The organism is Actinokineospora sp. UTMC 2448 (assembly GCF_024760565.1).
Lineage (GTDB): Bacteria > Actinomycetota > Actinomycetes > Mycobacteriales > Pseudonocardiaceae > Actinokineospora > Actinokineospora fastidiosa.
Map to the genome: position 1 here is coordinate 53,038 of NZ_CP031087.1, position 22,805 is coordinate 75,842.

Annotated in this window: 23 protein-coding genes; 10 read left to right on the top strand and 13 right to left on the bottom strand. The window is 73.0% G+C overall.

The features are described from left to right. The first annotated feature begins 43 nt into the window (after positions 1-43). Positions 44-331 carry a hypothetical protein gene (locus Actkin_RS00275; protein WP_189208979.1) on the top strand — a complete coding sequence of 96 codons (288 nt, stop codon included), beginning with the start codon at positions 44-46 and terminating at the stop codon, positions 329-331. A gap of 126 nt (positions 332-457) precedes the next feature. On the opposite strand, the gene Actkin_RS00280 is transcribed toward Actkin_RS00275, so the two are convergent. From Actkin_RS00280 to Actkin_RS00300, 5 genes are all read right to left on the bottom strand, one after another. Next, positions 458-1,441, bottom strand: coding sequence for a CopD family protein (locus tag Actkin_RS00280; protein ID WP_258905398.1), 984 nt, complete (start codon positions 1,439-1,441; stop codon positions 458-460). Positions 1,442-1,573: 132 nt separating this feature from the next. Next, the gene (locus tag Actkin_RS00285; RefSeq protein WP_396122919.1) at positions 1,574-2,128 is read right to left on the bottom strand and encodes a copper resistance CopC family protein; all 555 of its coding nucleotides are present in this window, start codon (positions 2,126-2,128) and stop codon (positions 1,574-1,576) included. A 121-nt stretch (positions 2,129-2,249) separates the two neighbouring features. Continuing rightward, positions 2,250-2,966: a YcnI family copper-binding membrane protein gene (locus Actkin_RS00290; protein ID WP_258905399.1), complete on the bottom strand. Its 717-nt coding sequence runs from the start codon at positions 2,964-2,966 to the stop codon at positions 2,250-2,252. 38 nt (positions 2,967-3,004) lie between these two features. Next, positions 3,005-3,499 (bottom strand): hypothetical protein, encoded by a 495-nt coding sequence (locus tag Actkin_RS00295; protein WP_189208975.1) that lies wholly within the window; start codon positions 3,497-3,499, stop codon positions 3,005-3,007. 10 nt (positions 3,500-3,509) lie between these two features. Continuing rightward, on the bottom strand, positions 3,510-3,953 hold the full coding sequence (locus Actkin_RS00300) for a DUF6474 family protein (RefSeq protein ID WP_189208974.1): 444 nt from the start codon (positions 3,951-3,953) through the stop codon (positions 3,510-3,512). 77 nt (positions 3,954-4,030) lie between these two features. On the opposite strand from Actkin_RS00300, the gene Actkin_RS00305 reads away from it, so the two are divergent. From Actkin_RS00305 to Actkin_RS00330, 6 genes are read left to right on the top strand one after another with little or no spacing between them, the layout of a single operon-like run. Next, a complete protein-coding gene (locus tag Actkin_RS00305; protein ID WP_258905400.1) occupies positions 4,031-5,665 on the top strand; it encodes a TM0106 family RecB-like putative nuclease in 1,635 nt (544 codons plus the stop codon). 19 nt (positions 5,666-5,684) lie between these two features. Continuing rightward, on the top strand, positions 5,685-6,770 hold the full coding sequence (locus Actkin_RS00310) for an S-(hydroxymethyl)mycothiol dehydrogenase (protein ID WP_189208972.1): 1,086 nt from the start codon (positions 5,685-5,687) through the stop codon (positions 6,768-6,770). Continuing rightward, a complete protein-coding gene (locus Actkin_RS00315; protein WP_189208971.1) occupies positions 6,770-7,390 on the top strand; it encodes an MBL fold metallo-hydrolase in 621 nt (206 codons plus the stop codon). Before Actkin_RS00310 ends, Actkin_RS00315 begins: the two co-directional genes overlap by 1 nt. Positions 7,391-7,429: 39 nt before the next feature. Continuing rightward, the gene (locus tag Actkin_RS00320; RefSeq protein ID WP_258905403.1) at positions 7,430-8,179 is read left to right on the top strand and encodes an SseB family protein; all 750 of its coding nucleotides are present in this window, start codon (positions 7,430-7,432) and stop codon (positions 8,177-8,179) included. Continuing rightward, positions 8,176-8,472, top strand: a complete 297-nt coding sequence (locus tag Actkin_RS00325; protein ID WP_189208969.1) for a type VII secretion target — start codon at positions 8,176-8,178, stop codon at positions 8,470-8,472. The genes Actkin_RS00320 and Actkin_RS00325 overlap by 4 nt, the downstream gene beginning before the upstream one ends. Continuing rightward, positions 8,469-8,981, top strand: coding sequence for a hypothetical protein (locus Actkin_RS00330; protein WP_258905405.1), 513 nt, complete (start codon positions 8,469-8,471; stop codon positions 8,979-8,981). Before Actkin_RS00325 ends, Actkin_RS00330 begins: the two co-directional genes overlap by 4 nt. Here Actkin_RS00330 and Actkin_RS00335 read toward each other — a convergent pair. Both Actkin_RS00335 and Actkin_RS00340 read right to left on the bottom strand, forming a co-directional pair. Beyond that, positions 8,978-9,736 (bottom strand): SDR family NAD(P)-dependent oxidoreductase, encoded by a 759-nt coding sequence (locus Actkin_RS00335; RefSeq protein WP_189208967.1) that lies wholly within the window; start codon positions 9,734-9,736, stop codon positions 8,978-8,980. The genes Actkin_RS00330 and Actkin_RS00335 overlap by 4 nt on opposite strands. Positions 9,737-9,836: 100 nt before the next feature. Beyond that, positions 9,837-10,766, bottom strand: coding sequence for an oxidoreductase (locus Actkin_RS00340; protein ID WP_189208966.1), 930 nt, complete (start codon positions 10,764-10,766; stop codon positions 9,837-9,839). A 77-nt stretch (positions 10,767-10,843) separates the two neighbouring features. Between Actkin_RS00340 and Actkin_RS00345 the strand changes: the two genes are divergently transcribed. Together Actkin_RS00345 and Actkin_RS00350 are read left to right on the top strand one after the other, a co-directional pair. Further along, positions 10,844-11,806: an aldo/keto reductase gene (locus tag Actkin_RS00345; RefSeq protein ID WP_258905407.1), complete on the top strand. Its 963-nt coding sequence runs from the start codon at positions 10,844-10,846 to the stop codon at positions 11,804-11,806. 90 nt (positions 11,807-11,896) lie between these two features. Beyond that, the gene (locus Actkin_RS00350) at positions 11,897-13,648 is read left to right on the top strand and encodes a gamma-glutamyltransferase family protein (RefSeq protein WP_189208964.1); all 1,752 of its coding nucleotides are present in this window, start codon (positions 11,897-11,899) and stop codon (positions 13,646-13,648) included. Here Actkin_RS00350 and Actkin_RS00355 read toward each other — a convergent pair. From Actkin_RS00355 to Actkin_RS00370, 3 genes are read right to left on the bottom strand one after another with little or no spacing between them, the layout of a single operon-like run. Further along, a complete protein-coding gene (locus Actkin_RS00355) occupies positions 13,630-14,169 on the bottom strand; it encodes a DUF1697 domain-containing protein (RefSeq protein ID WP_258905409.1) in 540 nt (179 codons plus the stop codon). The genes Actkin_RS00350 and Actkin_RS00355 overlap by 19 nt on opposite strands. Next, the gene (locus Actkin_RS00360; RefSeq protein ID WP_309569097.1) at positions 14,166-15,869 is read right to left on the bottom strand and encodes a long-chain-acyl-CoA synthetase; all 1,704 of its coding nucleotides are present in this window, start codon (positions 15,867-15,869) and stop codon (positions 14,166-14,168) included. Before Actkin_RS00360 ends, Actkin_RS00355 begins: the two co-directional genes overlap by 4 nt. 52 nt (positions 15,870-15,921) lie before the next feature. Next, complete coding sequence (locus tag Actkin_RS00370; protein ID WP_258905410.1) at positions 15,922-17,283, bottom strand: MFS transporter; 1,362 nt, start codon at positions 17,281-17,283, stop codon at positions 15,922-15,924. Between the two features lie 296 nt (positions 17,284-17,579). Here Actkin_RS00370 and Actkin_RS00375 point away from each other — a divergent pair, with 296 nt between their 5' ends. After that, positions 17,580-18,830 (top strand): alginate O-acetyltransferase AlgX-related protein, encoded by a 1,251-nt coding sequence (locus tag Actkin_RS00375; protein ID WP_258905411.1) that lies wholly within the window; start codon positions 17,580-17,582, stop codon positions 18,828-18,830. A 1-nt stretch (position 18,831) separates the two neighbouring features. On the opposite strand, the gene Actkin_RS00380 is transcribed toward Actkin_RS00375, so the two are convergent. The 3 genes from Actkin_RS00380 to Actkin_RS00390 are packed head-to-tail and all read right to left on the bottom strand — an operon-like array spanning position 18,832 to position 22,710. Next, positions 18,832-20,598 (bottom strand): methyltransferase domain-containing protein, encoded by a 1,767-nt coding sequence (locus Actkin_RS00380; RefSeq protein WP_258905412.1) that lies wholly within the window; start codon positions 20,596-20,598, stop codon positions 18,832-18,834. Further along, a complete protein-coding gene (locus Actkin_RS00385; protein ID WP_258905413.1) occupies positions 20,570-21,523 on the bottom strand; it encodes a glycosyltransferase in 954 nt (317 codons plus the stop codon). Before Actkin_RS00385 ends, Actkin_RS00380 begins: the two co-directional genes overlap by 29 nt. Further along, positions 21,520-22,710 carry a hypothetical protein gene (locus tag Actkin_RS00390; RefSeq protein ID WP_258905414.1) on the bottom strand — a complete coding sequence of 397 codons (1,191 nt, stop codon included), beginning with the start codon at positions 22,708-22,710 and terminating at the stop codon, positions 21,520-21,522. Before Actkin_RS00390 ends, Actkin_RS00385 begins: the two co-directional genes overlap by 4 nt. Between the last annotated feature and the right edge of the window lie 95 nt (positions 22,711-22,805).

Genomic DNA, 22,805 nt, shown 5'->3' on the forward strand with positions numbered 1-22,805 from the left:
ACAGCACTGGCGACGGGGTCGGCCATGAGGGGGCGGTTCTCAGGTGTTCGGGAAGGCGCGGCGCGCCCGGCAGGCCCTGGCGGCCGCCCGCGTCCTGGATGACGTGGTGGAGAGCCAGCTGGCCCTGGTGGCCCGGCTGCCCGAGGAGGCCAGGAAGCGAGCGGCCGAGCATCTTGCCGAGATGGTCTTGCTCGCGCAGGCGTACCGGCACTACGCGCAGGGCTGGATCGATCGCCGCGAACTCGACCGCCGCGCCCGCGCCGCCGCCGACAAGCTGGTCCTCATGCGCAGGCCGAACCCGATCCGAGTGCATCTCACCGAACCGGACTGACCATTCACCGTTGCGCCGTTCGGGGTCCTGCGGGTTGCATCGGTATGCCTTCAGACCGCTGAACGGCACGAGTGGTCGATGAAAGGAGTTGTCCACAGCCCCTGTGGACAGTCCTGTGGACAACGTTCAGGCGGCCGGGACCCGGGTCAGCACGACGGCGAGGCCGAACGCCAGCCCCATCACGGCCAGCTCCGCGCCCGCCCAGGTGACCAGCGCCGTTCGCCGGTGCGACCGGATGCCGGGCAGCAGCCGGAACCGGATGTGCGCGCCCAGCGCGCCGAGCGCGACCAGGCACCCGAGCTTGAGCAGCACGACGACCCCGTAGCCGGTGGCGAACAGGTCGAACCGCGGCGCCAGCTCGATCACCGCGTTGAACACCCCGGACAGACCGACGACCAGCACGCAGACGGTTGCCAGTCGCGAGAACCTCGGCACCGCCCTGGCCAGCAACGACCGGTTGGCCGCCAGCAACACGACGACCGCGCCCAGGCCCCCCGTCCACGCCGCGGCCGCCATGACGTGCAGCTCCATCGAGATCATCGTGACGTCGTGCCACCGCCACCCGGTCGCGTGCCCGGTCACCGGCAGCGGCAACAAGGCGAACAACGCCACCGCGGCCCGCAGCTCCGCGGGCACGGAGTCGCCTTTCCGCACCGCCAACCCGCACAACACCGCGCTGACCAGTGCTAGGCAGGCGACGAACACCAGTGCCTTGCCCGCCCCGACCGTGGCGACGTAGTCCGCGACCGCGCCGAAGGAGACGTCCGCGCTCGCCCGCAACTCGGCGGTCTGCAACACGAGCGCGACCACCGCGGCGACGGCCCACACCACCGAGGCGGCCACCGCCGCCCGCCGGGCCAGCGCCATCGTCGGCTCCGCGTTCCGCGGCCGGTCGAACCCGACCAGCATCGGCAGCAGGCACAACCCGACCGTGGCGACGGCGGCGAGGTCGAGCAGCAGCCGCGCCACCGGCAGCCCCGCCCGCACGACCAGCCCGGCGTCGGGCAGACCGGGGATGGGCTCGACCGCGGTCACCGCCGATCCGACAGCGACGCCGACGAGCCCGGCGAGGCCGAGCAGGACCACCAACCAGCCGACCCGGCCTGTCACAACCCTCACCTCGGCGATGTGCTCCTGTCGAACCTCAACCACCCGCTCCAACGGCCCGGCGGCCGCGGGGCGACCTCCCGCCCGGCGCCCCGGAGCGCTCGGCCGGGAAGGACCCGGCCGAGCGCCCCCACCTCAGCGCGTGGATCCGCCGCCGAGGCGCATCGCCGTGACGACGCCGACGCCCAGGAGGACGACCGCGCCGACGATCCACACCCACACCGGGACGCCGCCGCCGCTCTCGGGCGTGGTCGTGTCCGGGGCCGGGGTGGTCACCTCGGCGGGCGTGCCGTTGCCCGCCTTGGTCAGGGTGAACCGGATCTCGCCGCGGACGGGGTGGCCGTCGGCGGAGAGGATCTGGTAGCCCACCCGGTACTCGCCAGCGGGGCCCAGCTCGCGGACCGGCACCGTCACCTTGTTGTCGCTGACCGTCGGCTCCCCGCCCTGCCACTGCGTGTCCCCGGGCCCCACGATGACGACGGTGTTGAGGTCCTTGCTGCCCTGCACCGCCTGGTCGAATGTCAACTCGACCGTCGCGGGCCCGGTCTCCACCGACGCCTTGTCCGCCGGATTGCTGCTGACCAACTGATTGTGCGCGAACGCCGTCCCAGCCGACCCGATCAGTCCGAACAAGACAACCAACGCGACCGCGAGAACCCGCCGAACACCACTTGCATAGCCCCCACCCACCCTGGGGGGTCGGCCCTTGTCCAGTCTACCGGCGCGGGGGGCGCTGGAGGGGGTGTGCGGTGCGGGCTGTGGATAACCGGGCGGGGTGTGGACAGTGGGGGCGAGGAAGGGGGGCATCGTGCTATGCCTCCGTGCGGGTCATGCGGCGGGCGCGGAGGGTGGCGCCCGCGCCGATGCCCAGGCCGAGGGCGCCGACGGCGAGGCCAGCGCCGCCGAGCCAGCGGGCTGTGGTGTCCTCAGTGGACTCGGCGGCCGCCGGGGTCGTCGGGGACGACGCCGGGGTGGCGGCGTGGTGGTCGTCGCCTTCGCCCTTCGGGGCGAGCTTGACCACCGGGGCCGGGCGCTCGGGCTCGTCGCCGTCGGTCGGCGGGGCGTCCCAGGCGACGACCTTCTCGTTGTCGTAGGTCTGGATGGCCGGGATGACCAGCTGGTCGGTCTCGGGCATCGGGCCGCCGCTGACCTCGAACTCGCCGAACTCGCCGGGGCCGATGCGGGTGCCGGACTCGGCGGTCCAGGTCACCGTGCTGACCGCCTCGGTGATCTCGCGGCCGTGGACGGTGATCGGCTGGGCGAGCTTGGTCTTGGTGACCTCGGCCTTCCAGCCGGGGACGGGCTTGGTGCGCAGCGATGTGATGGGTGTGTCCTGCGGCAGCCGCAGTTCGAGCTTCACCGTGCCCGCCGTCTCGTCCTCGTTGGGGACCCGGAAGGTGATTTTCGTGTAGCCGCCCTGCGTGGCGGACTCGCCGATGACCTTCGCCGTCACGTGGGCCGAGGCGGTCCCGGCCGAGAACAGCAGGGCGGCACTCGCGCAGCCCAGAACAACCGCGAAGCGTTTCATTGCGTTTTCTCCTGAATGGGAAAGGGGTGAAGGGGGATTCAGGAGAGAACCGGCGGACCGCGGCGCCCGCACACCACGCGCAGCACCACCGCGAGCAGCGCGTCCGCCCGCGACGACGTGACCAGCACGAACGTGGTCACCAGACCGAAGAGGGGCGCCACGACCGCGCGCACGAGACCGCGCAGAGCGGCGGCCAGGGCGTCGAGCGCGTAGCCCGCGTGCGCGAAAAGCCAGCCCGTGAGCAGCGTCGCCGCGACGTGGGCGACGGTCATCGCCACCGGGTCGGCGACCGATCCCGGGTGCGCGACCTGGGTCAGCAGCAGGTGCAGGGCCGACTGGCTGCCCGCCAGCAGGCCGAGCGTCACCCACGGGCCCTTGTCGGCCAGCGCCGAGCCCGCCCACGCCACCAGCGCGACGATCGCCACGGTCGGCGCGGTGTCCGGCATGCCGCCGCCCGCGAGCCCGTGGGCCGCCACCGCCAGAGCGCCCGTGCACGCGCCCAGGAGGGCGCCACGGGTCAGGCGGGACGTCATGTCCTAGAGCCTAGTTGGCCCTGTCCAGGCCCCTCGTTCTCCCAGGTTGCCGCACCCCGAGCCGCTGCAGCAGGCGCTCCTCGATGGCGTCCAGCTCGCTGTCGACGGCCCGGTGCGCCGCTCGCCTGCGGCTGGCGGGCATGCGCTCGGCAGCGCGGACGGCGGCGGCGAGCTGGCGCAGCCGGGTCTCGGTCTCCCGGTCGGGGGACTGCTGCTCGGCCAGCGCGGTCGCCACGCCGGAGATGCGCGCGTGCAGCGCGCCGCCGTGGCCGCTGTACTGCGCGAGGTCGCCGACGGCGACGCCGAGCCTGCGCGCCCGGTGCCGGTCCCAGCGCTCGCGCGCCGTGCCGGTCGCCTTGATCAGATAGGGCGTGACCACCGGAATCAGCGCGGGCGCGATCACCTTGGCGACCGCGATCGCGTTCCGGGCCCTGCTCGGCGTGATCCGCGCCATCCGCTGCCTCCCGCGCTCGATGGTCAGCAACCTACCGACCCGCCCGATGTGTCGCACATGGCAACTAAACTGCGTACGTGACTACTACGGTGCTCCTCGACGCCGGCGTGGTGAGCCGCTGCAGGCGTCGCGTGCACCTTGAGCACGACCCGTCGATGCGGGAGGCCAGGCGCGCGGCCCCCGATCCCACCGCTGAGCTGCGCAAAGCCGACGCTGCCGCGCACCGCAGGGCGATCGCCGACCGGCTGGCCGCGCAGCTGGGCGCTGCCTGGACCGAGATCCCGCCCGGCCCGGCCTCCGAGCGCGAGACCGCCACCATGGCCGCGCTCGCCGCCGACGCCCCCTTCGTCTGGTCGGCGCAGCTCCCGCGCGACCCCGACGGCGGCAGGCGCGGCACGATCGACCTGCTCGTGCGCACCGAGCAGGGCTACGTGCCCGTGCTCGTCGTCCGCCACAAGGTCACCGACCCCGGCACGGGCGCGCGCACCAGCGGCCTCGACGACCTGCCCATGGTCGGCGGCACGCCGGACAGCGCCCGCAAGGTGCGCCCGCAGCCGCGCGACCAGCTCCGCCTCGCCCACGTGCGCAGGCTGCTGGAGAGCGCGGGCCTGGCCGACCCCCGGCACGCGTTCGCGGGCGTCATCGGCCTCGACGGCGACGTCGTCGTCTGGCACGACCTGCACGCGCCCACCTGGCCCGGCGGGCGCAGCGCGCTGGAGGAGTACGACAGCCGCTTCGCCGACCGGCTCTCCGTGGCCGCGGCGGCCGCCGCGGGCGCGGACCCGCTGGCCGAGCCGTCGCGGATCGTGGAGTGCCGCAGCTGCCCGTGGTGGCCGGTGTGCGAGGGGCAGCTGGTGGCCACGCGCGACGTGAGCCTGGTCGTCCGCGGCGAGGACGCGGGCCTGCTGCGCGCCGCGGGCGTGCGCACTGTCGACGAGCTCGCCCTGGTCGACCCCGCCGACGAGGACGTGCCGGCGCTGGTCGGCATGCCCGTGGAGGACGCGGTCGGCCTGGCCCGCGCCTGGCTTGCCGACCTCACCCTGGTCCGGCGGGTCGAGCGGGTCGGCGTGCCGCGCGCGGACGTCGAGGTCGACGTCGACATGGAGAGCTTCGGCGACGCGGGCGCCTACCTGTGGGGCGCGCTGCTGACCGGCGCCGACGTGGGCGTGTCGCCGGGGTACCGGGCGTTCGTCAGCTGGGAGCCGCTGCCCACCGACGACGAGGCCCGCTCCTTCGCCGAGTTCTGGTCCTGGCTGATGGGGGTGCGGCAGGCCGCCCACGACCGGGGCCTCACCTTCCGCGCCTACTGCTACAACGAGCTGGCCGAGAACCGCTGGCTGCTCGCCTCGGCCAAGCGGTTCGCCGGTCGCCCCGGCATCCCGCGCCGCGCCGAGGTGCTCGCCTTCATCGAGTCCGACGCCTGGTTCGACCTGTTCGCCAGCGTCCGCGACCAGTTCCTGTGCTCGCACGGCAAGGGCCTCAAGACGATCGCCCCGGTCGCGGGCTTCACCTGGCGCGACCCGGACGCCGGCGGCGAGAACTCCATGCGCTGGTACCGCGCCGCCGTCGGCCTCGACGGCGACGACCCCGACCCGGCCCAGCGCGTGCGGCTGCTGGAGTACAACGAGGACGACGTGCGGGCCACCGCCGCCCTGCGCCGCTGGATGTCCTCACCCGAGGTGGGACGGATTCCCTACGTCGGGGATCTGTGAATCGGGTTACGGTGTGCGCATGTCGCAACAGGTGCAGGCGGTCGTGGCCAAGGCCAGGAACCAGCCGGTGTCCGTCGAGACCATCGTCGTGCCCGACCCCGGTCCGGGTGAGGCCGTCGTCGCCGTCCGGACGTGCGGGGTCTGCCACACCGACCTGCACTACCGCGAGGGCGGGATCAACGACGAGTTCCCCTTCCTGCTCGGGCACGAGGCCGCGGGCGTGGTCGAGGCCGTCGGCGAGGGCGTGGACGACGTCGCGCCCGGCGACTTCGTCATCCTCAACTGGCGCGCGGTGTGCGGGCGCTGCCGGGCGTGCCTGAAGGGCAAGCCCTGGTACTGCTTCAACACCCACAACGCCGCCCAGCCCATGACCCTCGTCGACGGGACGCCGCTCTCGCCCGCGCTGGGCATCGGCGCGTTCGCCGAGAAGACGCTCGTCCACAGCGGACAGTGCACGAAAGTCGACCCGGACGCCTCGCCAGCGGCCGTCGGCCTGCTCGGCTGCGGCGTCATGGCGGGCCTGGGCGCGGCCATCAACACCGGCGGGGTCGGCCGAGGCGACTCGGTCGCGGTGATCGGCTGCGGCGGCGTCGGCGACGCGGCCATCGCGGGCGCGCGGCTGGCGGGCGCGACCACGGTCATCGGCGTCGACGTCGACGACCGCAAGCTGGAGTGGGCGCGGAAGTTCGGCGCGACGCACACGGTCAACTCCCGCGAGGCCGACGCGGTCGAGACGATCCGCGAGCTGACCGGCGGGTTCGGCGCCGACGTCGTGATCGACGCCGTGGGCAGGCCGGAGACCTGGAAGCAGGCGTTCTACGCCCGCGACCTGGCGGGCACCGTCGTGCTGGTGGGCGTGCCGACGCCGGACATGCGCGTCGAGATGCCGCTGATCGACCTGTTCTCCCGCGGCGGCTCGCTCAAGTCCAGCTGGTACGGCGACTGCCTGCCCAGCCGGGACTTCCCCTACCTGGTCGACCTCTACCGGCAGGGCCGCCTCGACCTGGACGCCTTCGTCACCGAGACCATCCCGCTCGACGGCGTCGAGGGCGCGTTCGAGCGGATGCACCACGGCGACGTCCTGCGCTCGGTGGTGGTCCTCTGATGCGCGTCGACCACGTCGTCACCTCCGGCACGTTCAGCCTCGACGGCGGGACCTGGGAGGTCGAGAACAACGTCTGGATCGTCGGCGACGACCGCGAGGTCGTGGTGATCGACCCGGCGCACGACGCCGACGAGATCCTGGGCGGGATCGGCGACCGGGCGGTGCGCGCGATCCTCTGCACGCACGCCCACGACGACCACATCAGCGCGGCCGAGGACCTGGCCAACGCCACCGACGCGCGGGTCTACCTGCACCCGGCCGACGAGGTGCTGTGGCGGATGGTCTACCCCGACGCTGAGTTCGACCCCCTCCACGAGGGCGACACGTTCACCGTCGGCGGCGGGACCCTCGTCGTGATGCACACCCCGGGCCACGCGCCGGGCGCGGTCTGCTTCCACGCGCCCGACCTGGGCGTCGTCTTCACCGGCGACACCCTGTTCGCGGGCGGCCCCGGCGCGACCGGCCGCTCGTACAGCGACTTCGACACGATCATCGACTCGATCACCGAGCGCCTGCTGGCCCTGCCGCCGGAGACGGTGGTGCACACCGGCCACGGCGACTCGACCACGATCGGCGCGGAGGCCCCGCACCGGCAGGAGTGGATCACCCGGGGATCATGATCGGCTAGGATTCGCCTCCCATGGCGTTCGGGAGCGCGAATGGTCGAACTCCACCGCGGGCTGGGCGTGCGGCGGGCCGATCTGGCCTTGGCTGTCGCGGGCCCCATCGGTGCCCGGTTGGGCGTGCGGCGCGGCGACTCGCCCGCCGCCGTCCTCGCGGTCGTGAGCTGGCAGGTCGCGGCCGCCGGTGAGCGGGTCACGGCGAACCCGGTGGGCAGGCGCGTCCTGGCCGCCGCCTACAACCTGCGCCGCGACCCGGAGCTGACGTCCCTGGGCTACGCGGAGCGGCTGGCTGTCCTGGCCCGCTCGCTGTCCGACAGCGTCCACGCGGCGGCGCGCCTGCTGGTCGAGCGGGTGAGCGCCGAGCTGGCCGGGCCGCTCCCGGTCCCGCCCGCCGCCGAGATCGAGGCGCTGACCTGGCTGGAGGCCGAGTACGCCAAGGCCCCGGAACCCCCGGTGGCCGCGTCGCTGCTGACCAGGCTGGTGGCCGAGACCACCGGGTCGGTGCTCGACGAGTTCGTCCCCAAGGGCGAGCTGCACTTCGCGATGTCGGCCGACGGCGCGCTCGTCACGGTCGAGACGCGCGACTTCGGCGAGTGCCTGTGCGCGTTCACCAGCGCGGAGCTGCTGGCGGAGTACCAGGCCGCGGTGGGCAGCTCGGACGTCCCGGCCGCCGCGCCGGGCCACCGGCTCATCGAGGTGCTGCGCTCCGACGGCGGCGTCGGCCTGGCCCTCAACCCGCTGGGCCGGGGACGGCACTGGTCGCCCGCCCGAGTGGCCGCCCTGTGACCGGCTTCGGCGTCGACCTCGACGAACTCGACGCGCTCGCCCGCAAGGCCGTCGCCATCGCCGACACGGTCCGCGAGGACACGGCGTGGCGCTACGGCGTCGACACCGACCGCTGGCCGGACGACGACCCGCTGCGCGTGGCGGTGATCGCCTACCAGCGCAGCCTGCGCGCGGCCATGGAACGCCTCTGCGGCGGCGCGGCCGGGCTGTCCGACGCCCTGCGCGCCATCGCGGCGCGCTACCGGGAGACCGACGAGGACCTGGCCCGCCGCCTCACGGAGCTGGCCGGATGACGGCCCCCGGCAACCCGCTGTGGGTCCGCAACCTGGCCGAGCTGGTCAAGGCCCAGCGGGAACCGCTGGCAGCAGGCGCGGACGACGTCGCCGCCCTCGACGCCGCCCATTGGACCGGCCCGGCCGCCGACGGCTACACCGAGACCCGGCTGGCCCTCTCGGCGTCGTGGCGGGCGGCGCTGGACATCCACGAGACCGTGTCCGAGCGCGTGGAGGGCTACAGCACGTTCGTCCACGAGTTGCCCCACCTGTGGGCGGGCGCGGACGGCGCCGAGCAGGCCCGCCTGACCGACCTCTGGCGCGGCGCGGCCGACCGCCTGGCGGCCGAGCTCATCGACGCCGCCGCCGACCTCGACCGGGTCGGGGTCCCGGAGCCCGCCGCCGAGCCGGAGCCCGAGCCGCCGCCCGCCGACCCCGTGGCCGCCTTCGCTGCCCAGGTCGAGACCGGCAGGCGGCTCCACGACCAGGTGCTGACCGGCAGGCGGCGCGCCCGCCTGCGGTGGGTCTAGCGCGGGGCCATGCGCAGGGCGCCGTCGAGGCGGATGACCTCGCCGTTGAGGTAGTCCTGGTCGATGATCGACAGGGCGAGGCGGGCGTACTCGGCGGGCAGGCCGAGGCGCTTCGGGAAGGGGACGCCCGCGGCCAGCGCGGCGCGGAACTCCTCGCTGACCGTGGCCAGCATCGGGGTGTCGATGATGCCCGGCGCGATGGTCACCACGCGGATGCCGGAGGAGGACAGGTCGCGGGCCGCGGGCAGGGTGAGGCCCACGACGCCGCCCTTGGACGCGGCGTAGGCCGCCTGCCCGATCTGGCCGTCGTACGCCGCGATCGACGCGGTGTTGATGATCACGCCGCGGGCGTCGTGCTCCAGCGGCTCGGTCGCGGCCATCGCGGCCGCGGCCAGGGTGACGACGTTGAACGTGCCGATCAGGTTGATCTCGACGACCTTGCGGAACAGGCCGAGGTCGTGCGGGCCCTTCTTGGACAGGATCCGCGCCGACGGGCCGATGCCCGCGCAGTTCACCACCACGCGCAGCGGGGCCCCGCTCCCGGCCGCCTGGGCGACGGCCGCCTCCACCTGCTCGGGGTCGGTCACGTCCGCGCCGACGTAGGTCACCCCGGCCACCTCGGGCGCGGAGTCCACGGCCGACGGCAGGTCCAGCGCGAACACCGAGGCGCCCTGCTTGGCCAGCGCCTGCGCCGTCGCCGCGCCGAGGCCGGAGGCGCCGCCGGTGACGAGGGCCGCGATACCGTCGATCTGCATGGTCGTCCTTTCGCCCGAGACAGTCGGCGGAAAGGTTAACGGTCGTTCAGCCCGGGTGCGGCCGGTGTGCTGTGTCTAACGGGCCTGACGTTCACCGGGCCTAACGCGGCAGCGAGTAGTAGACGCCGCTCATCTCCTCGCTCAGGTCCCAGAGCCTGCGCGCGGTGCCGCGGTCGCGGGCGGCGTCCAGCGGCTCCACCAGCGCCGGGTAGCCCTTCTGCTCGCGGCGGCCGTTCGGGCCGATGAACTGCCCGCTCTCCACCTCGGGGTGGGTGGCGGCGTAGAGCTGGGGCAGCGCGCCCATCTGCGCGTCCTGGGCGAGCAGCCGGTTGCCGATCTTCAGGCCCAGCTTCTGCATGCCCTTGGGCCCGGCCGACTGCAGGTTCGTCGCCGAGTAGCCCGGGTGCGCCAGCACGCTGGACACCGGCACGCCGTTGGCCCGCAGCCGCCGGTGCAGTTCCAGGCCGAACACGACGTTGGCCAGCTTCGACTGGGCGTAGAACCCGCGGCGGCTGTACTTGTGCTCGCCGTTGAGGTCGTCGAAGTGCATGAAGCCCTGCTTGTGCAGGAACGAGGTGACCGTGACCACGCGCGCGTCGCGCCCGGCGGCGAGGACGTCGATCAGCAGGCCGGTCAGCGCGAAGTGGGCCAGGTGGTTGACCGCGAACTGCAGCTCGTAGCCCTGCGCGCTCAGCGTGCGCGGCGTCCACATCACGCCTGCGTTGTTGATCAGGACGTCGACCCGGTCGACGCCCGCGGAGAACTCGCGCACCGAGTCCAGGTCGGCCAGGTCCAGGTGCCGGGCCTCGACGTTGGCCTCGGCGTCGGCGGCCCGGATCGACTCGACGGCGGCCGCGCCCTTCTCCAGGTCGCGCACGGCCAGCACGACGTGCGCGCCGTGCTGGGCCAGCGCCAACGACGTCTGGTACCCGAGGCCGCTGTTGGCCCCGGTCACGATGTAGGACCGGCCGACGAGGCTCGGGATGTCGGCGGCGGTCCAGCCAGGCGAATCACCCGCGGGTGTGCTCATGGGGCTAAGAATCTCACCCGAGCGCCCGGCCCACCCAACGTCTGGATCACACGACCGCGCGCCCTTACTGTCGGGTTGTGGAACTCCGGCACCTCGGCGAGTCCGGGCTCGTGGTGAGCGCGGTGGGCCTGGGCTGCAACAACCTGGGCAGGCCGGGCACCGCCGTCGAGTCGCTGACCGGCGCGCGCGCCCTGGTCGGGGCCGCGCTGGAGTCGGGGATCACCCTCTTCGACGTCGCCGACGTCTACGGCGCGCCGCGCGGGCGCAGCGAGGAGCTGCTGGGCCTGGCCCTGTCCGGCCGCCGCGCCCACGCGGTCATCGCCACCAAGTTCGGCGTCGACATGCAGGGCGCGAACGGCCCGGACTTCGGCGCCCGCGGCTCCCGCCGCTACATCCGCCGCGCCGTCGAGGCGTCCCTGCGCAGGCTCAACACCGACTGGATCGACCTCTACCAGCTCCACCGCCCCGACCCGGGCACCCCGATCGAGGAGACCCTGAGCGCCCTCGACGAACTCGTCCGCGACGGCGTCGTGCGCTACGTCGGCGTCTGCAACCTGGCGGCCTGGCAGATCGCCGACACGGCCTGGACGGCCCGCGACGCGCGCGTGCGCGGCCCGGTGTCCGCGCAGGGCCACTACTCGCTGCTCGAACGCGAGGTCGAGCGCGAGGTCGTGCCCGCGTGCGCCCGCTTCGGCATCGGCCTGCTGCCGTACTTCCCGCTGGCCAACGGCCTGCTCACCGGCAAGTACGCGCGCGGAGCCGAGCCGCCGGAGGGCAGCCGCCTCGCAGGCCGCCAGCGCATGCTCGCCGAGGCCCCCTGGGGCCGCATCGAGAAGCTGCGCGCCTTCGCCGGGGAGCGCGGCATCGCGATGACCGCGCTGGCCATCGGCTGGCTGGCCGCCCAGCCCGTGGTCGCCTCCGTCATCGCGGGCGCGACCACACCCGAACAGGTGGCGGCCAACGCCGCGGCGGGCACCTGGCGCCCCACCGCCGACGACCTGGCCGTCCTCGACGAGATCTGCCCGCCGGGCCGCCGCTAGTTATCCACAGAACTTATCCACATGTGCACAAGTGTTCGATGGGAACAAGAAGTTCTTTAGCAACGGTAACTAGTGAGGTAGCTTGGCCGGGTGTTCACGACGAGACCAGAGCTGGCGGGCACGCACGGCATGGTCGCCTCCACGCACTGGTTGGCGTCGGCGGCGGGCATGGCCGTGCTGGAGGACGGCGGCAACGCCTTCGACGCGGCGGTGGCCGCGGGGTTCGTGCTGCAGGTCGTCGAGCCGCACCTCAACGGCCCCGGCGGCGAGGTGCCCGCGCTCTTCGCGACCGCGGCCGACCCGGAGCCGCGCGTCCTCTGCGGGCAGGGCGTCGCGCCCGCCGCGGCGACGCCGGAGCGGTTCGCCGAACTCGGGCTCGACCTGATCCCCGGCAGCGGCCTGCTCCCCGCGACCGTTCCCGGCGCGTGGGACGCCTGGTTGACGCTGCTGCGCGACCACGGCACCAAGGAGCTGTCCGAGGTCCTGTCGTACGCGATCGGCTACGCGCGCGACGGCTTCCCGCTGCTCGAACGGGTCCCCGCGGTCGTCAACACCGTGCGCGACCTGTTCACCGACCACTGGCCGACCTCGGCGCAGCTGTGGCTGCCCGCGGTGGGGGAGCGCTTCGCCAACCCGGTGCTCGCCAGCACGTGGGAGCGGCTGCTCCGCGAGGCCGTCGGGCCGACCAGGGAGGCGCGCATCGACGCCGCGCGGCGCGCCTGGTCGTCGGGGTTCGTCGCCGAGGCCGTGGACGCCTTCTGCCGCAAGTCCTTCCGCGACGACTCCGGACGCGACCACGCGGGCCTGTTGACCGGCGAGGACATGGCGTCCTGGGAGGCGTCCTATGAGGACCCGGTCTCCGTCGACTTCGGCGACTGGACGCTGGCCAAGTGCGGCCCGTGGACCCAGGGGCCGGTGCTGCTGCAGCAGTTGCTGATCCTCGAAGGACTCCCCGTGTCCTATGTGGATGGCGTGCCCACCGCGGACACCGTCCACTACGCGCTGGAGGCGACCAAGCTCGCCTTCGCCGACCGCGAGGCGTGGTACGGCGACGCCGACGTGCCGCTGGAGGCCCTGCTCTCCCGCGCCTACGCCGCCGAGCGCCGCGCGCTCATCACCGACACCGCGTCGCTGGAGCTGCGGCCCGGCAGCCCGGACGGGCGCGCCCCGCGCCTGCCCGAGTACCTGGTGTCCGGCACGGCCCCGGTGTCGGTCAGCGGCGCCCTCGGCGAGCCCACCGTCCGCCCGGACGGCACCACCAAGGGCGACACCGTGCACGTGGACGTCGTGGACCGGTGGGGCAACATCATCTCCGCGACGCCGTCCGGCGGCTGGCTCCAGTCCTCGCCCGCCATTCCCGAGTTGGGCTTCTGCCTGGGCACGCGGGCGCAGATGTTCTGGCTGGAGGACGGCCTGCCCAACTCCCTGGCGCCCGGCAAGCGGCCGAGGATCACCCTCACCCCGAGCCTCGCGCTGCGCGACGGCGTGCCCACGCTCGCCTTCGGCACCCCCGGCGGCGACGGGCAGGACCAGTGGCAGCTCTGCTTCTGGCTGGCCCACGTCGAGGCCGGGCTGAACCTGCAGGCCGCCATCGACGCGCCCGCGTGGCACAGCAACGCCGTCCCCAGCAGCTTCTACCCGCGTGACTACGTGCCCGGCGAGGCGCACGTCGAGTCCCGGCTCGGCCCGGCGGCGCTCGCCGCGCTGGCCGACCGCGGCCACAAGCTGGTCGACCTCGGCCCGTGGACGCTGGGCAGGCTCTCGGCGGTGTCGCGCCACAACGGGCTGCTGCGCGCGGCCGCCAACCCGAGGGGGATGCAGGGCTACGCCGTGGGCCGCTGAACCAGGTCGTGGAGCTTGGTGACGGTGTTCCAGTTGCGCGCCGTCCCGACTACCTTCCACCTGCGGTCGAGGAACGGCACGACGGGCGGCGCCTTGGAGATGCCGTCCGGGCACCACTGGTAGACGACGCGGTCGCCGACCCGGATGCGCTCGGGATCGAGCGCGACCGGGTCGTGCGCGGCCGCGACCGCCGGGTCCGGGTCGGCCTCCAGGAAGATCGCGACCATGCGCGAGCCGTCGTCGGCGACGTCGCGGAAGGGGTGGCCGTCGACCACGGCGCGCAGCCGTGGGGCGGTGACGACCAGGCAGCGCGTGTCGAGGCCGGTCCGCTCGGCGAGCGCCGCCTGGATCTCGCGCTCGTCCGGCTCGGTGTCGGCGGTGAAGACGGCGTTGCCCGACTGCAGGACTGTGCGCACGTCGCCGAAGCCGAGGTCCTCGAGGACCGCGCGCAGCTCGGCCATGGCGAGCTTCGTGCGGCCGCCGACGTTGACGCCGCGCAGCAGGAGGACGTATCCGGTCACGACCGGATTCTGCCCTCGGCGACCTCGGCGGGGTACTCGGCGTAGAACGGCACGTACTCGCCGTCGCGGAGCACGTGCACGTCGTCGTCCACTGTGTACCCCTCGGTGCGGAGGTCCACCTTGCGGGACTTGAAGGTGGAGGTCTGCTCGACCGCGCCGACCAGGCGGACGAACAGCGGGACGGCGTACCCGGGCAGCTTGGCGGCCAGGTGCTTGGCCAGGGACGCGCCGTCGAAGGCGACGCCGTCGCGGAGCTTGACCGCGGCCATGCCCGCCTTGCCGTCGGCGCCGGGGACCGCCACGCCGTACACGACGGACTGGTCGACGTCGGGGTGCTCGTCGACGGCGGCCTCGACCTCCGTCGTCGCCACGTTCTCGCCCTTCCAGCGGAAGGTGTCGCCGAGCCGGTCGACGAAGGCGACGTGCCGGAAGCCCTGGGCGCGCACCAGGTCGCCGGTGTCGAACCAGCAGTCGCCGTCCTTGAAGGCGTCGCGGAGCAGCTTGCGCTCGGTGGCCTCGGCGTCGGTGTAGCCGTCGAACGGCGCCCGGTCGGTGATCTTGGTGATCAGCAGGCCGACCTCGCCCGTCCTGACCTTGCGCAGCCTGCCGCCGGTGCGCTTCGCGGAGTCCCCGTCGAACTCGACGACGGCGTACGGCAGGGGACAGGTGCCCGCGGTGCGCGGGATGTTGAGGGCGTTGATGAAGGCGAGGTTGCACTCGCTGGCCCCGTAGAACTCCGCGACGCGCTTGATGCCGAAGCGCGCGGTGAACTCGTCCCACAGTTCCGGGCGCAGGCCGTTGCCGACGACGACGCGGACGCCGTGCTCGCGCTCGATGGGCCGTTCCGGCTGGTTGAGCAGGTAGCGGCACAGCTCGCCGATGTAGCAGAACGCCGTGGACCGCGTGCGGACGACGTCGTCCCAGAAGCGGGACGCGGAGAAGGACCGTCCCAACGCGAGGGTCGCGCCCGCGGCGAGGACGGACGAGAGGGAGACCGTCAGCGCGTTGTTGTGGTACAGCGGGAGGCAGCAGTAGAGCGTGTCGTCGCCGCGCAGGCGCACACCGAGCCTGCCGAGCCCGGTCATGCTCTTGAGCCAGCGGAAGTGCGACATCGCGCTGGCCTTCGGCAGGCCGGTCGTGCCCGAGGTGAAGATCAGGAACGCCGTCGCCTTCGCCGGGACGCGCGCGCACTCGTCGGGGTTGGCGTCGTTGGTCCCGGGCAGGGTGTCCAGGTCGAGCGCGTCCGGCAGCAGCTCGCGGTAGTCGCCGTGGGCGACGAGCGCGGTCGCGTTCAGCAGGCCGACGCTGTGCTCCAGGACCTCGCCGCGCTGGTTGGTGTTGAGCATCCCGGCGGCGGCCCCCAGCTTGACCACGGCCAACGCCGCCAGCACGGTCTCGGGCCGGTTCGGCGCCATGATCCCGACGGTCGTGCCGGGCTTGACGCCGTGCCGGGCCAACGTCTCGGCCATCCGGTTGACCTGCGCGTTCGCCTCGCCGTAGCTGAGCTCGACGTCCTCGAAGCGCAGGAACGGCCGATCCGGATGCCTGGCGGCGGCCTCCTGGAACACCAGCCCGATCGACTTGGTGGCCGACGGCTTCAGCGTCGCGAGCCCCACCAGCCCCCGAACCATCCCCGGCCCGTCCACCACCAACGACGGCACCGCCCCCAGGACGTCCCGAAACCGCACCCTTGCGTCCATGCCGAGTGAGGCTACTTCATAGTAGGTTTCCGGGGTAGGGGTCGTCGCCGCATCACACGGCCACGGCGACCGCCACCGGACGCCTGCTGACCAGCACGAACAACGCGGTGACCAGCACGACCGCGCCCGCCATCAGCCAGAGCGAGGCCTGCAATGCCCCCGGGTAGCCCGGTCCCGCCAGCGTTCCACCGGTCCCGCTGGCGATGATCGACCCGATGATCCCGATCCCGACCGTCTCGAACGCCAGCCGGGACGTGCCGAACATCCCGGACGCGACGCCGCTGCGCTCGACCGGCGCGCTGCTCAGCGCCACCCCGTCCACCAGGCCGGTCGACGCGCCCACCCCGAGCCCGACGACCAGCAACGGCACGGCCAGCGACTCGTCCGCGGCCGCCATCAGCACGACCCCCAGGCCCACCACGACCAGCGCGCCCAGGACGAGCGCGGTCGCCGGGACGCGCCGCGCGAGCTGGCCCACCAGCAGCGGCATCACCAGGATCGGGACCGTCAGGAACAGCAGCATCACCCCCGCCTCGCCGACCGTCATCCCCAGCACCGCGGTCATGTAGGACGGCAGGTACACCAGCAGCGGCACCAGGACGAACACGAACACCGCGCCCGCCAGCGCCGCCCCCAGGAAACGCCGGTTCCGCAGCAGTTCCAGGTCGAACATCGGGTCGGCCATCCGGCGTTCCACCACCGCGAACGCGCCCAGCAGCGCCACTCCCAGCGCGAACGCGCCGATCACGACCGGGTGCGCCCAGCCCAGCGACGGCCCCTCCACGAACCCGGCGATGACGAGCAGCAGGCCGCCGGTGAACGTCACCGTCCCCGGCCAGTCCACCCGCCGCCCCTGCGCGCGCGACTCCGGCAGCAGCGGCGACAGCGCCAGCGCCACCACCCCGACCGCCGCGGGCAGCCAGAACACCGAGCGCCACCCCAACCCCGACAACAACGCGCTCGACAGCGACGGCCCGAACGCCAGCCCGAACCCGATCGCCGTGCCGAACAGGCTGAACGCCCGAGCCCGGGCCGCCCCCTCGAACGACGCCGACAGGATCGCCATCGCCGACGTCCCGGCAGCCGACGCCCCGATCCCCGCCAGCACCCGCAGCAGGTCCAACACCAGCAACGACGGCGCCGCCGCGCTCAGCAGCCCGCCCACCACGAACACCGCCGTCCCCGCGACGAACAACCGCCGCCGCCCCACGATGTCCGCGAGCGCGCCCGAGGCGAGCATGAACCCCGCGAACGTGGTGTTGTAGCCGTTGACCACCCACTGCGCCGCCGCCAGGTCCCCGCCGAACGCCGCCCGGATGTCCGGCAACGCGACCGAGGCGCCGGTCAGCGTCACCGGGAACATCACCACGGCGATCAGCACCGTGGCCAACGTCAAGATCTCCTTCTTCCCCATGCGACAATGTTCGCAATATTACGAACAAAGGGGAAGAGGGCGGCACGTGACCATCACCATCACCGTCTATGACGGTGGTGGTCAGGCTTGATCATCGCCCACGCTTAGCCTCAAGGCGGTCAGCGGAGGCGGTCGAGTCCGCCGAAAGGATCAACCGGTCTGGTGCGATCGCCGGAACCGGTGTTCGGTCAAAACCGGCGATCACGGGGTGGCGGCTGACTAGCATGGCGGGCGTGTCCGGTCCGTCGAGTACTGAATCCCGCCCCGAGTCGTTGCCACCCGTGCACGAGTCGTGGTTGCCGCGGGAGCACTCGCTCTACCGGCCCCGGCACAGTCCGCGGCAGAGGTCCGCGCTGCTCACCGCCGGAGTGTTCTTCTGCCTTCCGCTCCTCCTGCTGGTGTTGGGCGTGCGCCCGAAGCAGATCGAGAACCGGCCGCTGGCCGGGTTTCCCTCGCCGCTGAGCGGCTGGGCCTTCTTCACCGGGTTGAGCCAGTGGGCCACCGATCACCTGCCGCTGCGCGATGTGGCCGTGGGCATCGATGACACGGTCAGCCGGTCGATCTTCGGCGAACCTCCGCGCCTGGGCGGCGGCTCCGGTGGGGTGGGGCCGCCCGCGGGGCCGCTCAACCCGCCCAGTGAGAGCGACACCGACCGCGATCGGATTCAGGCCCAGGGCTACCCCAAGGTGATCGAGGGCGAGGACGGCTGGCTCTACCTCGGGTACGACGTGCTCGGCGCGTGCCTGCCGGAACAGCCGCTGCTCGACGTGATCGCCTCGCTGCAGCGGCTGCGGGACGCGGTCGTCGCGTCGGGCAGGAAGTTCGTGCTGGTGGTGGGGCCGGACAAGACGACGATGGTCCCGCAGTTCCTCCCCGAGGACTACCTGGGCGAGGATTGCGCGAAGCAGGCGGGAACGGAGTTCTGGCACCGGGTCGTGTTCGACGCGGGGGCCATCGACCTGCGGCCCGCGCTCGTCGAGGCGGGCGCGCGCCGGGGAGTGCCGGTGTACTCCCGGCTCGACACGCACTGGACCTACGAGGGCGGGCTCGCGATGGTCCGCGCCATCGCCGAGGACATCCAGCCCGGGGTGACGGCGGCCTGGAAGGCCACGCCCACGACGGTGATCGACCGCGAGGCCGACATCCCGCCGCTGCTGGGCAAGACCGGCAACTTCCCGCTCCAGGCCTACGACCTAGCCCCGGACGGGCGCACCGTGCGCAGCAAGCAGGTCGACTCGGCATTCCGTGAGCCCTTGCGACTGACCCAGCCCGTGACGCGGGGCGTGGTGGAGCCCAAGGTGGGCATGGTCGCCGATTCGCTGACCCTGTTCGCCACACCGTTCCTCGCGGGCGGATTCTCCGACGTCACCGTGGTGCACAGCGACACAGCGGGCGCTGACGCGGTGGCGGTGGGCAAGATGCTCGCCGAAGCCGACGTCGTCGTGGTGGAGGCGATCGAGCGCAGTCTCACCGGCGGCATCAACCCGATCGTGGACCCCGCGGTCGTGAACGCGATCATCGCCGAGCTGCAGCGCGCGCCGCGCTAGCTCAGCGGCCGCGCACCTTCCGCGCGACGCGCCTGCCGAGGTTGCCCAGCACGCGCACCGGGGCGGCGACCTTCCACGAGGTGGACGCCCGCATCTCCGCCAGCGCCGCGTGCGCGTGGTGCACCACGTGCTGGTGCTCCGCGAGCTGAGCGCGGACCGCCGCCAGCTCCGCGGTCAGCGCCTCCACGCGGTGGCCGCTGAGCTCCCGCTCCTCGAGCGCCTTGTCGATCCGGCCGATAGTTCCCGGAGGGAGCAGCACCGGCCTGCTGTCGAGGTCGACGTGGACCATCTTGCGCATGGCGGTCCACTCGTCGGCGTGGACGGAATGCGATGACGAGGCCGCCGACCACTTGTTGTAGATGCTCGTGGTCCGCAGGGTGTCCTGGACTCCGCAGAGCGACGCCGCGGTCAGCAACATCTCCCAGTCCTCGCACACCGTCAGCCGCTCGTCGAACTCGACGCCCAGGTCCCGCAGCACCACGGGGACCGCGAAGCAGTGGAACGGCGTCTCGTTCTGGCGGACGTGCTGGAGGAAGTCGAAGGGCCTGCAATAGGCCGGGGTGAGCGGGCCCGCGGCGGCGTGCGCGGCGACCTGGCCCGGCGGGTTCCACACCCGGCGCTGTTCGGCCGCCCACCACCGGATCACGCGGCCCGGCGCCTCGGTCGCGCCCTGGCGCACGGTGGCGACCCAGTCGGCGGTGACGAGGTCGTCGTCATCGAGGAACACGACGTACTCGCCGCGGGCGGCGTGCCAGCCGACGTTCGCGGGCCTGCTGCGGGTTCCGCCCACGCAGCTCATGACCCGCACCCGCTGGGCGAGGTTTCCCTCGAACTCGGCGACGATGTCCTGCACGTCCCGCGTGCGGTCGCCGTGCACGACGACCACTGCCTCGAAGTCCATGTCCGTCTGCGCGGCGAGGCAGCACAGCACGTCGCGCATCGGGTCCGGCCGCAGGCCCTGCGTGCGGATGACGATGCTGAGGAAGGGCGCGGGCTCTGCGGCCGCCACCGCGGAGGCCCGCCTGCCGCCGCGGTGGTAGCGCCGGACGAACTGGTTGACCTGGCCGTATCCGTCCGGCCCCGAGCGCAGGGCCTGCAGGAACGCGCCCACGTTCGCCTCGGCCTCGAAGACCGGATGGCCGCTCTCGTGCTGGTCGGAGCGGATCAGCCGGAAGTCCTCGCGCGCCGCCTCGTGCCAGCCCGCCGCCGCCATGGCGGCGGTCAGCGAGCGGTCGGTGTAGAACCGCAGATGGGTACGGTCGAGGAGACCGGATTCGGTCATGTCCCACTGGCCGAGCAGCAGCCTGCGGGCGATGTCGACGTGCGCGATGTTGGGGATGCTGACCACCAGCTCCACGTCCCGGTGCCGGTCGGCGAGATCGGCGAGGGCGGCCAGCGCGTGGTCCGGCTCAGGCAGGTGCTCCAGCACGTCGAGGCACAGCACCGCCGCCAGCGACCGGTCCGCGACGATCTCCCCGAGTCGGTCGGCCAGCCCGGCCGCGGTCAGGTCGAGCGCGTGGACCTCCCAGCCCTGCTCGCCGAGCGCCGCGAGCGCCTCGGCGTCGGTGTCGATCCCGACGTACACCGCGCCGAGCTCGGCGATCACCGGGGCGATCGGCGCTGACCCGCAGCCCAAGTCCAGGACGACCCGTCCGGAGAGGTCGGCGTCCTTGAGCAGTCGGACCGCCGCGGAGTACGGGCCGGAATCGCTGTAGGAGAAGTCGTACTTGCCCATCGCCTCAGTACCGCCGCCGTCCGTACTCGCCATCGATGAACTCGGCAACCGACGCCGCGCCGGGCAGCGGGTCAGGAAGCAGGCAGGCGTCCCGCAGGCGCTCGAACTCGGCGACGGCGCGCTTCTGCTCGCTGTTGCCGTGCGCACCGACGATGTCGATGGTCTCGGCGACGATGTCCGGCCGGTCGTACCGGGTGGCCAGGAGCAGCCTGCCCAGCAGACCCGCGTAGAACTCGATCCGGGTGGGCCGCACGCCCGCCTTGTCGTCGAGCCGCTTGTCGTGGAAGACGACGGCCCCCGGCGCGTGGGCGACGGTGCCGCCCGCCAGCCGCAGCCGCCAGCTCAAGTCGACGTCGTTGACGTAGGAGGGGAACGTCTGCGCGTCGAAGCCGCCGACATCGCGGAACCACGGGGTGCGCACCAGCAGGCAGGCGCCGCTGGCCCAGCTCTGGACCCCGGTGACCGGGTCGTACCACTTGGCGTGCTCGCACGGGATCTGCCGGGCGTCCACGGCGACCGTCTCCGGCGACCGCATGGCGGCCAGCATCCGGGTCAGCATGAGCGGCGAGCAGTAGGTGTCCGGGTTCAGGAACAGCACCGCGTCCTCGGGCGCGCCCTCGGCCAGTGCGTTCGAGCCCGCGCTGTGACCGAGGTTGCGCCCGAACCACCGGTAGTCCACCCGGCAGTGCGCCTCACCGGCGGCGCGCAGCGCCTCGACGTCGGCCGGGCTGAGCACGGGGTGGTCCGAGCAGTCGCCGAACCGGATGTCGACCGAGTTCAGCACCGTGTCCGGGTCGGCGACCGCCGCGTTGACGCTCTGCCGCAGCGACCGGTAGCACCGCCAGATGTCGGCGAGGGAGTTGCCGTACAGGACGACGGCCACCCGCACCGAGGTCGGTGTCTGGTTGTCCGCCGAGCGCCACCCGGCTGACGACTCGACGGCCTCGACCGCGCTCACCGGGCCGGGGTGTGGGCGAGCTGGTTCTGCAGGACGGTGGTGAACGCGGACTTCGCCGCCGCGTCATCGGTCGAGAACGTCTCCACCCGGATGACCTCGCCGCCGCTGACGTAGTGCGCGCGGTAGGCGTAGATCTTCTTGTCACCGCTGCTCTGCTGCGACCCGAACACCTTCACCGACCCCTGGGCGAGGTCGGCCTTCTCGGTGAAGCCGAACCGCTTCTGGTCGGTCTCGATGTTCTCCAGCAGCTCGCCGGGGTCGTTCGCGGCGAACGCCCACAGGCTGATGGTGGCGCCGTCCTGCACCACGATGACGGACCGGGCCTCGTTCACGCCCGCCTGCTTGAGGAGCAGCAGGTCCGGGGTCGGCAGCGGCTTGGACTTCGCCAGCGACTGCGCGTCGTAGGTCTTCGGGCCGGACGTGGTGCCCTCGGGGACGACGAGCGTGCCGAACGGCTCCGGGGTGGTCGGGGTCGGGGCGGCCGTCGTCGTGGTGGGGTTCTGCGACGGTTGGGGGTCGGCTGTCTGGTCACCGGAGTTGAACACCGTCAGCCACAGGACCAGGCCCGCGACCAGCAGCACCGCGACGACGCCGCCGACGATGGCCCAGACCTTGCCGCCGCCGGACTTCGGGTCGGACTCGAAGATCTCCGGGCCCTGGGCGTGGAAGCCCATCCACGGCAGCGGCTGGTCGGGGTCTCCCCACGGCGGGGCCGCGTCCACCTGCTGCTGCTGGCTCATCTGGCCGTGCTGCCACTGCGGGCTGTAGCCGGGCGGCGGCGGCCCGGGCGGGCCGACCGGGCGCACGATCTGGGTCTGCTCGCCCGAGGGCTGCACCGCCTGCGTGCGGTCCTGACCGGAGTTGGGGACCACCTGCGTGCGATCATGGCCCTGGCCGGAGTTGGGGACCACCTGGGTGCGGTCGCTGTCGGACTGCCCCGCCTGGCCGCCCGCGGTGTCCGGCGGCTGCGCGGTCCAGCGGAACGGCTCCGGGAACGGCGCGGGTTGACCCGACGCCGGGGGCTGGCCTTGGCCGCCTTGGGCCTGGCCGCCCTGGCCTTGGCCGCCGTCCACCCCGCCCGCGGCCGTCGCCAGCAGGCGGTCCCGGCTGCGCCGGTAGTCGTCGGCGGTGATTTGACCGGTGGCCAGTGCGTCATCGAGACGGCGCAGCTCTTCCTGCCAAGACACGAGCAGGTCCTCCCAAGTTCCGTCGCAGGCATGGAGCATGCTGCCGAATGGCACACGCGGTGCGGTTATCCTACGATCCATCGCTTTGCCAGGAA

Bases quoted from the DNA above. Each gene is read 5' to 3' on its own strand.
- Actkin_RS00290 (WP_258905399.1), bottom strand. From the start codon at position 2,966: ATGAAACGCTTCGCGGTTGTTCTGGGCTGCGCGAGTGCCGCCCTGCTG.
- Actkin_RS00320 (WP_258905403.1), top strand. From the start codon at position 7,430: ATGGTCGAACTCCACCGCGGGCTGGGCGTGCGGCGGGCCGATCTGGCC.
- Actkin_RS00295 (WP_189208975.1), bottom strand. From the start codon at position 3,499: ATGACGTCCCGCCTGACCCGTGGCGCCCTCCTGGGCGCGTGCACGGGC.
- Actkin_RS00300 (WP_189208974.1), bottom strand. From the start codon at position 3,953: ATGGCGCGGATCACGCCGAGCAGGGCCCGGAACGCGATCGCGGTCGCC.
- Actkin_RS00310 (WP_189208972.1), top strand. From the start codon at position 5,685: ATGTCGCAACAGGTGCAGGCGGTCGTGGCCAAGGCCAGGAACCAGCCG.
- Actkin_RS00330 (WP_258905405.1), top strand. From the start codon at position 8,469: ATGACGGCCCCCGGCAACCCGCTGTGGGTCCGCAACCTGGCCGAGCTG.
- Actkin_RS00340 (WP_189208966.1), bottom strand. From the start codon at position 10,766: ATGAGCACACCCGCGGGTGATTCGCCTGGCTGGACCGCCGCCGACATC.
- Actkin_RS00335 (WP_189208967.1), bottom strand. From the start codon at position 9,736: ATGCAGATCGACGGTATCGCGGCCCTCGTCACCGGCGGCGCCTCCGGC.
- Actkin_RS00315 (WP_189208971.1), top strand. From the start codon at position 6,770: ATGCGCGTCGACCACGTCGTCACCTCCGGCACGTTCAGCCTCGACGGC.
- Actkin_RS00360 (WP_309569097.1), bottom strand. From the start codon at position 15,869: ATGGACGCAAGGGTGCGGTTTCGGGACGTCCTGGGGGCGGTGCCGTCG.
- Actkin_RS00380 (WP_258905412.1), bottom strand. From the start codon at position 20,598: ATGGCGAGTACGGACGGCGGCGGTACTGAGGCGATGGGCAAGTACGAC.
- Actkin_RS00370 (WP_258905410.1), bottom strand. From the start codon at position 17,283: ATGGGGAAGAAGGAGATCTTGACGTTGGCCACGGTGCTGATCGCCGTG.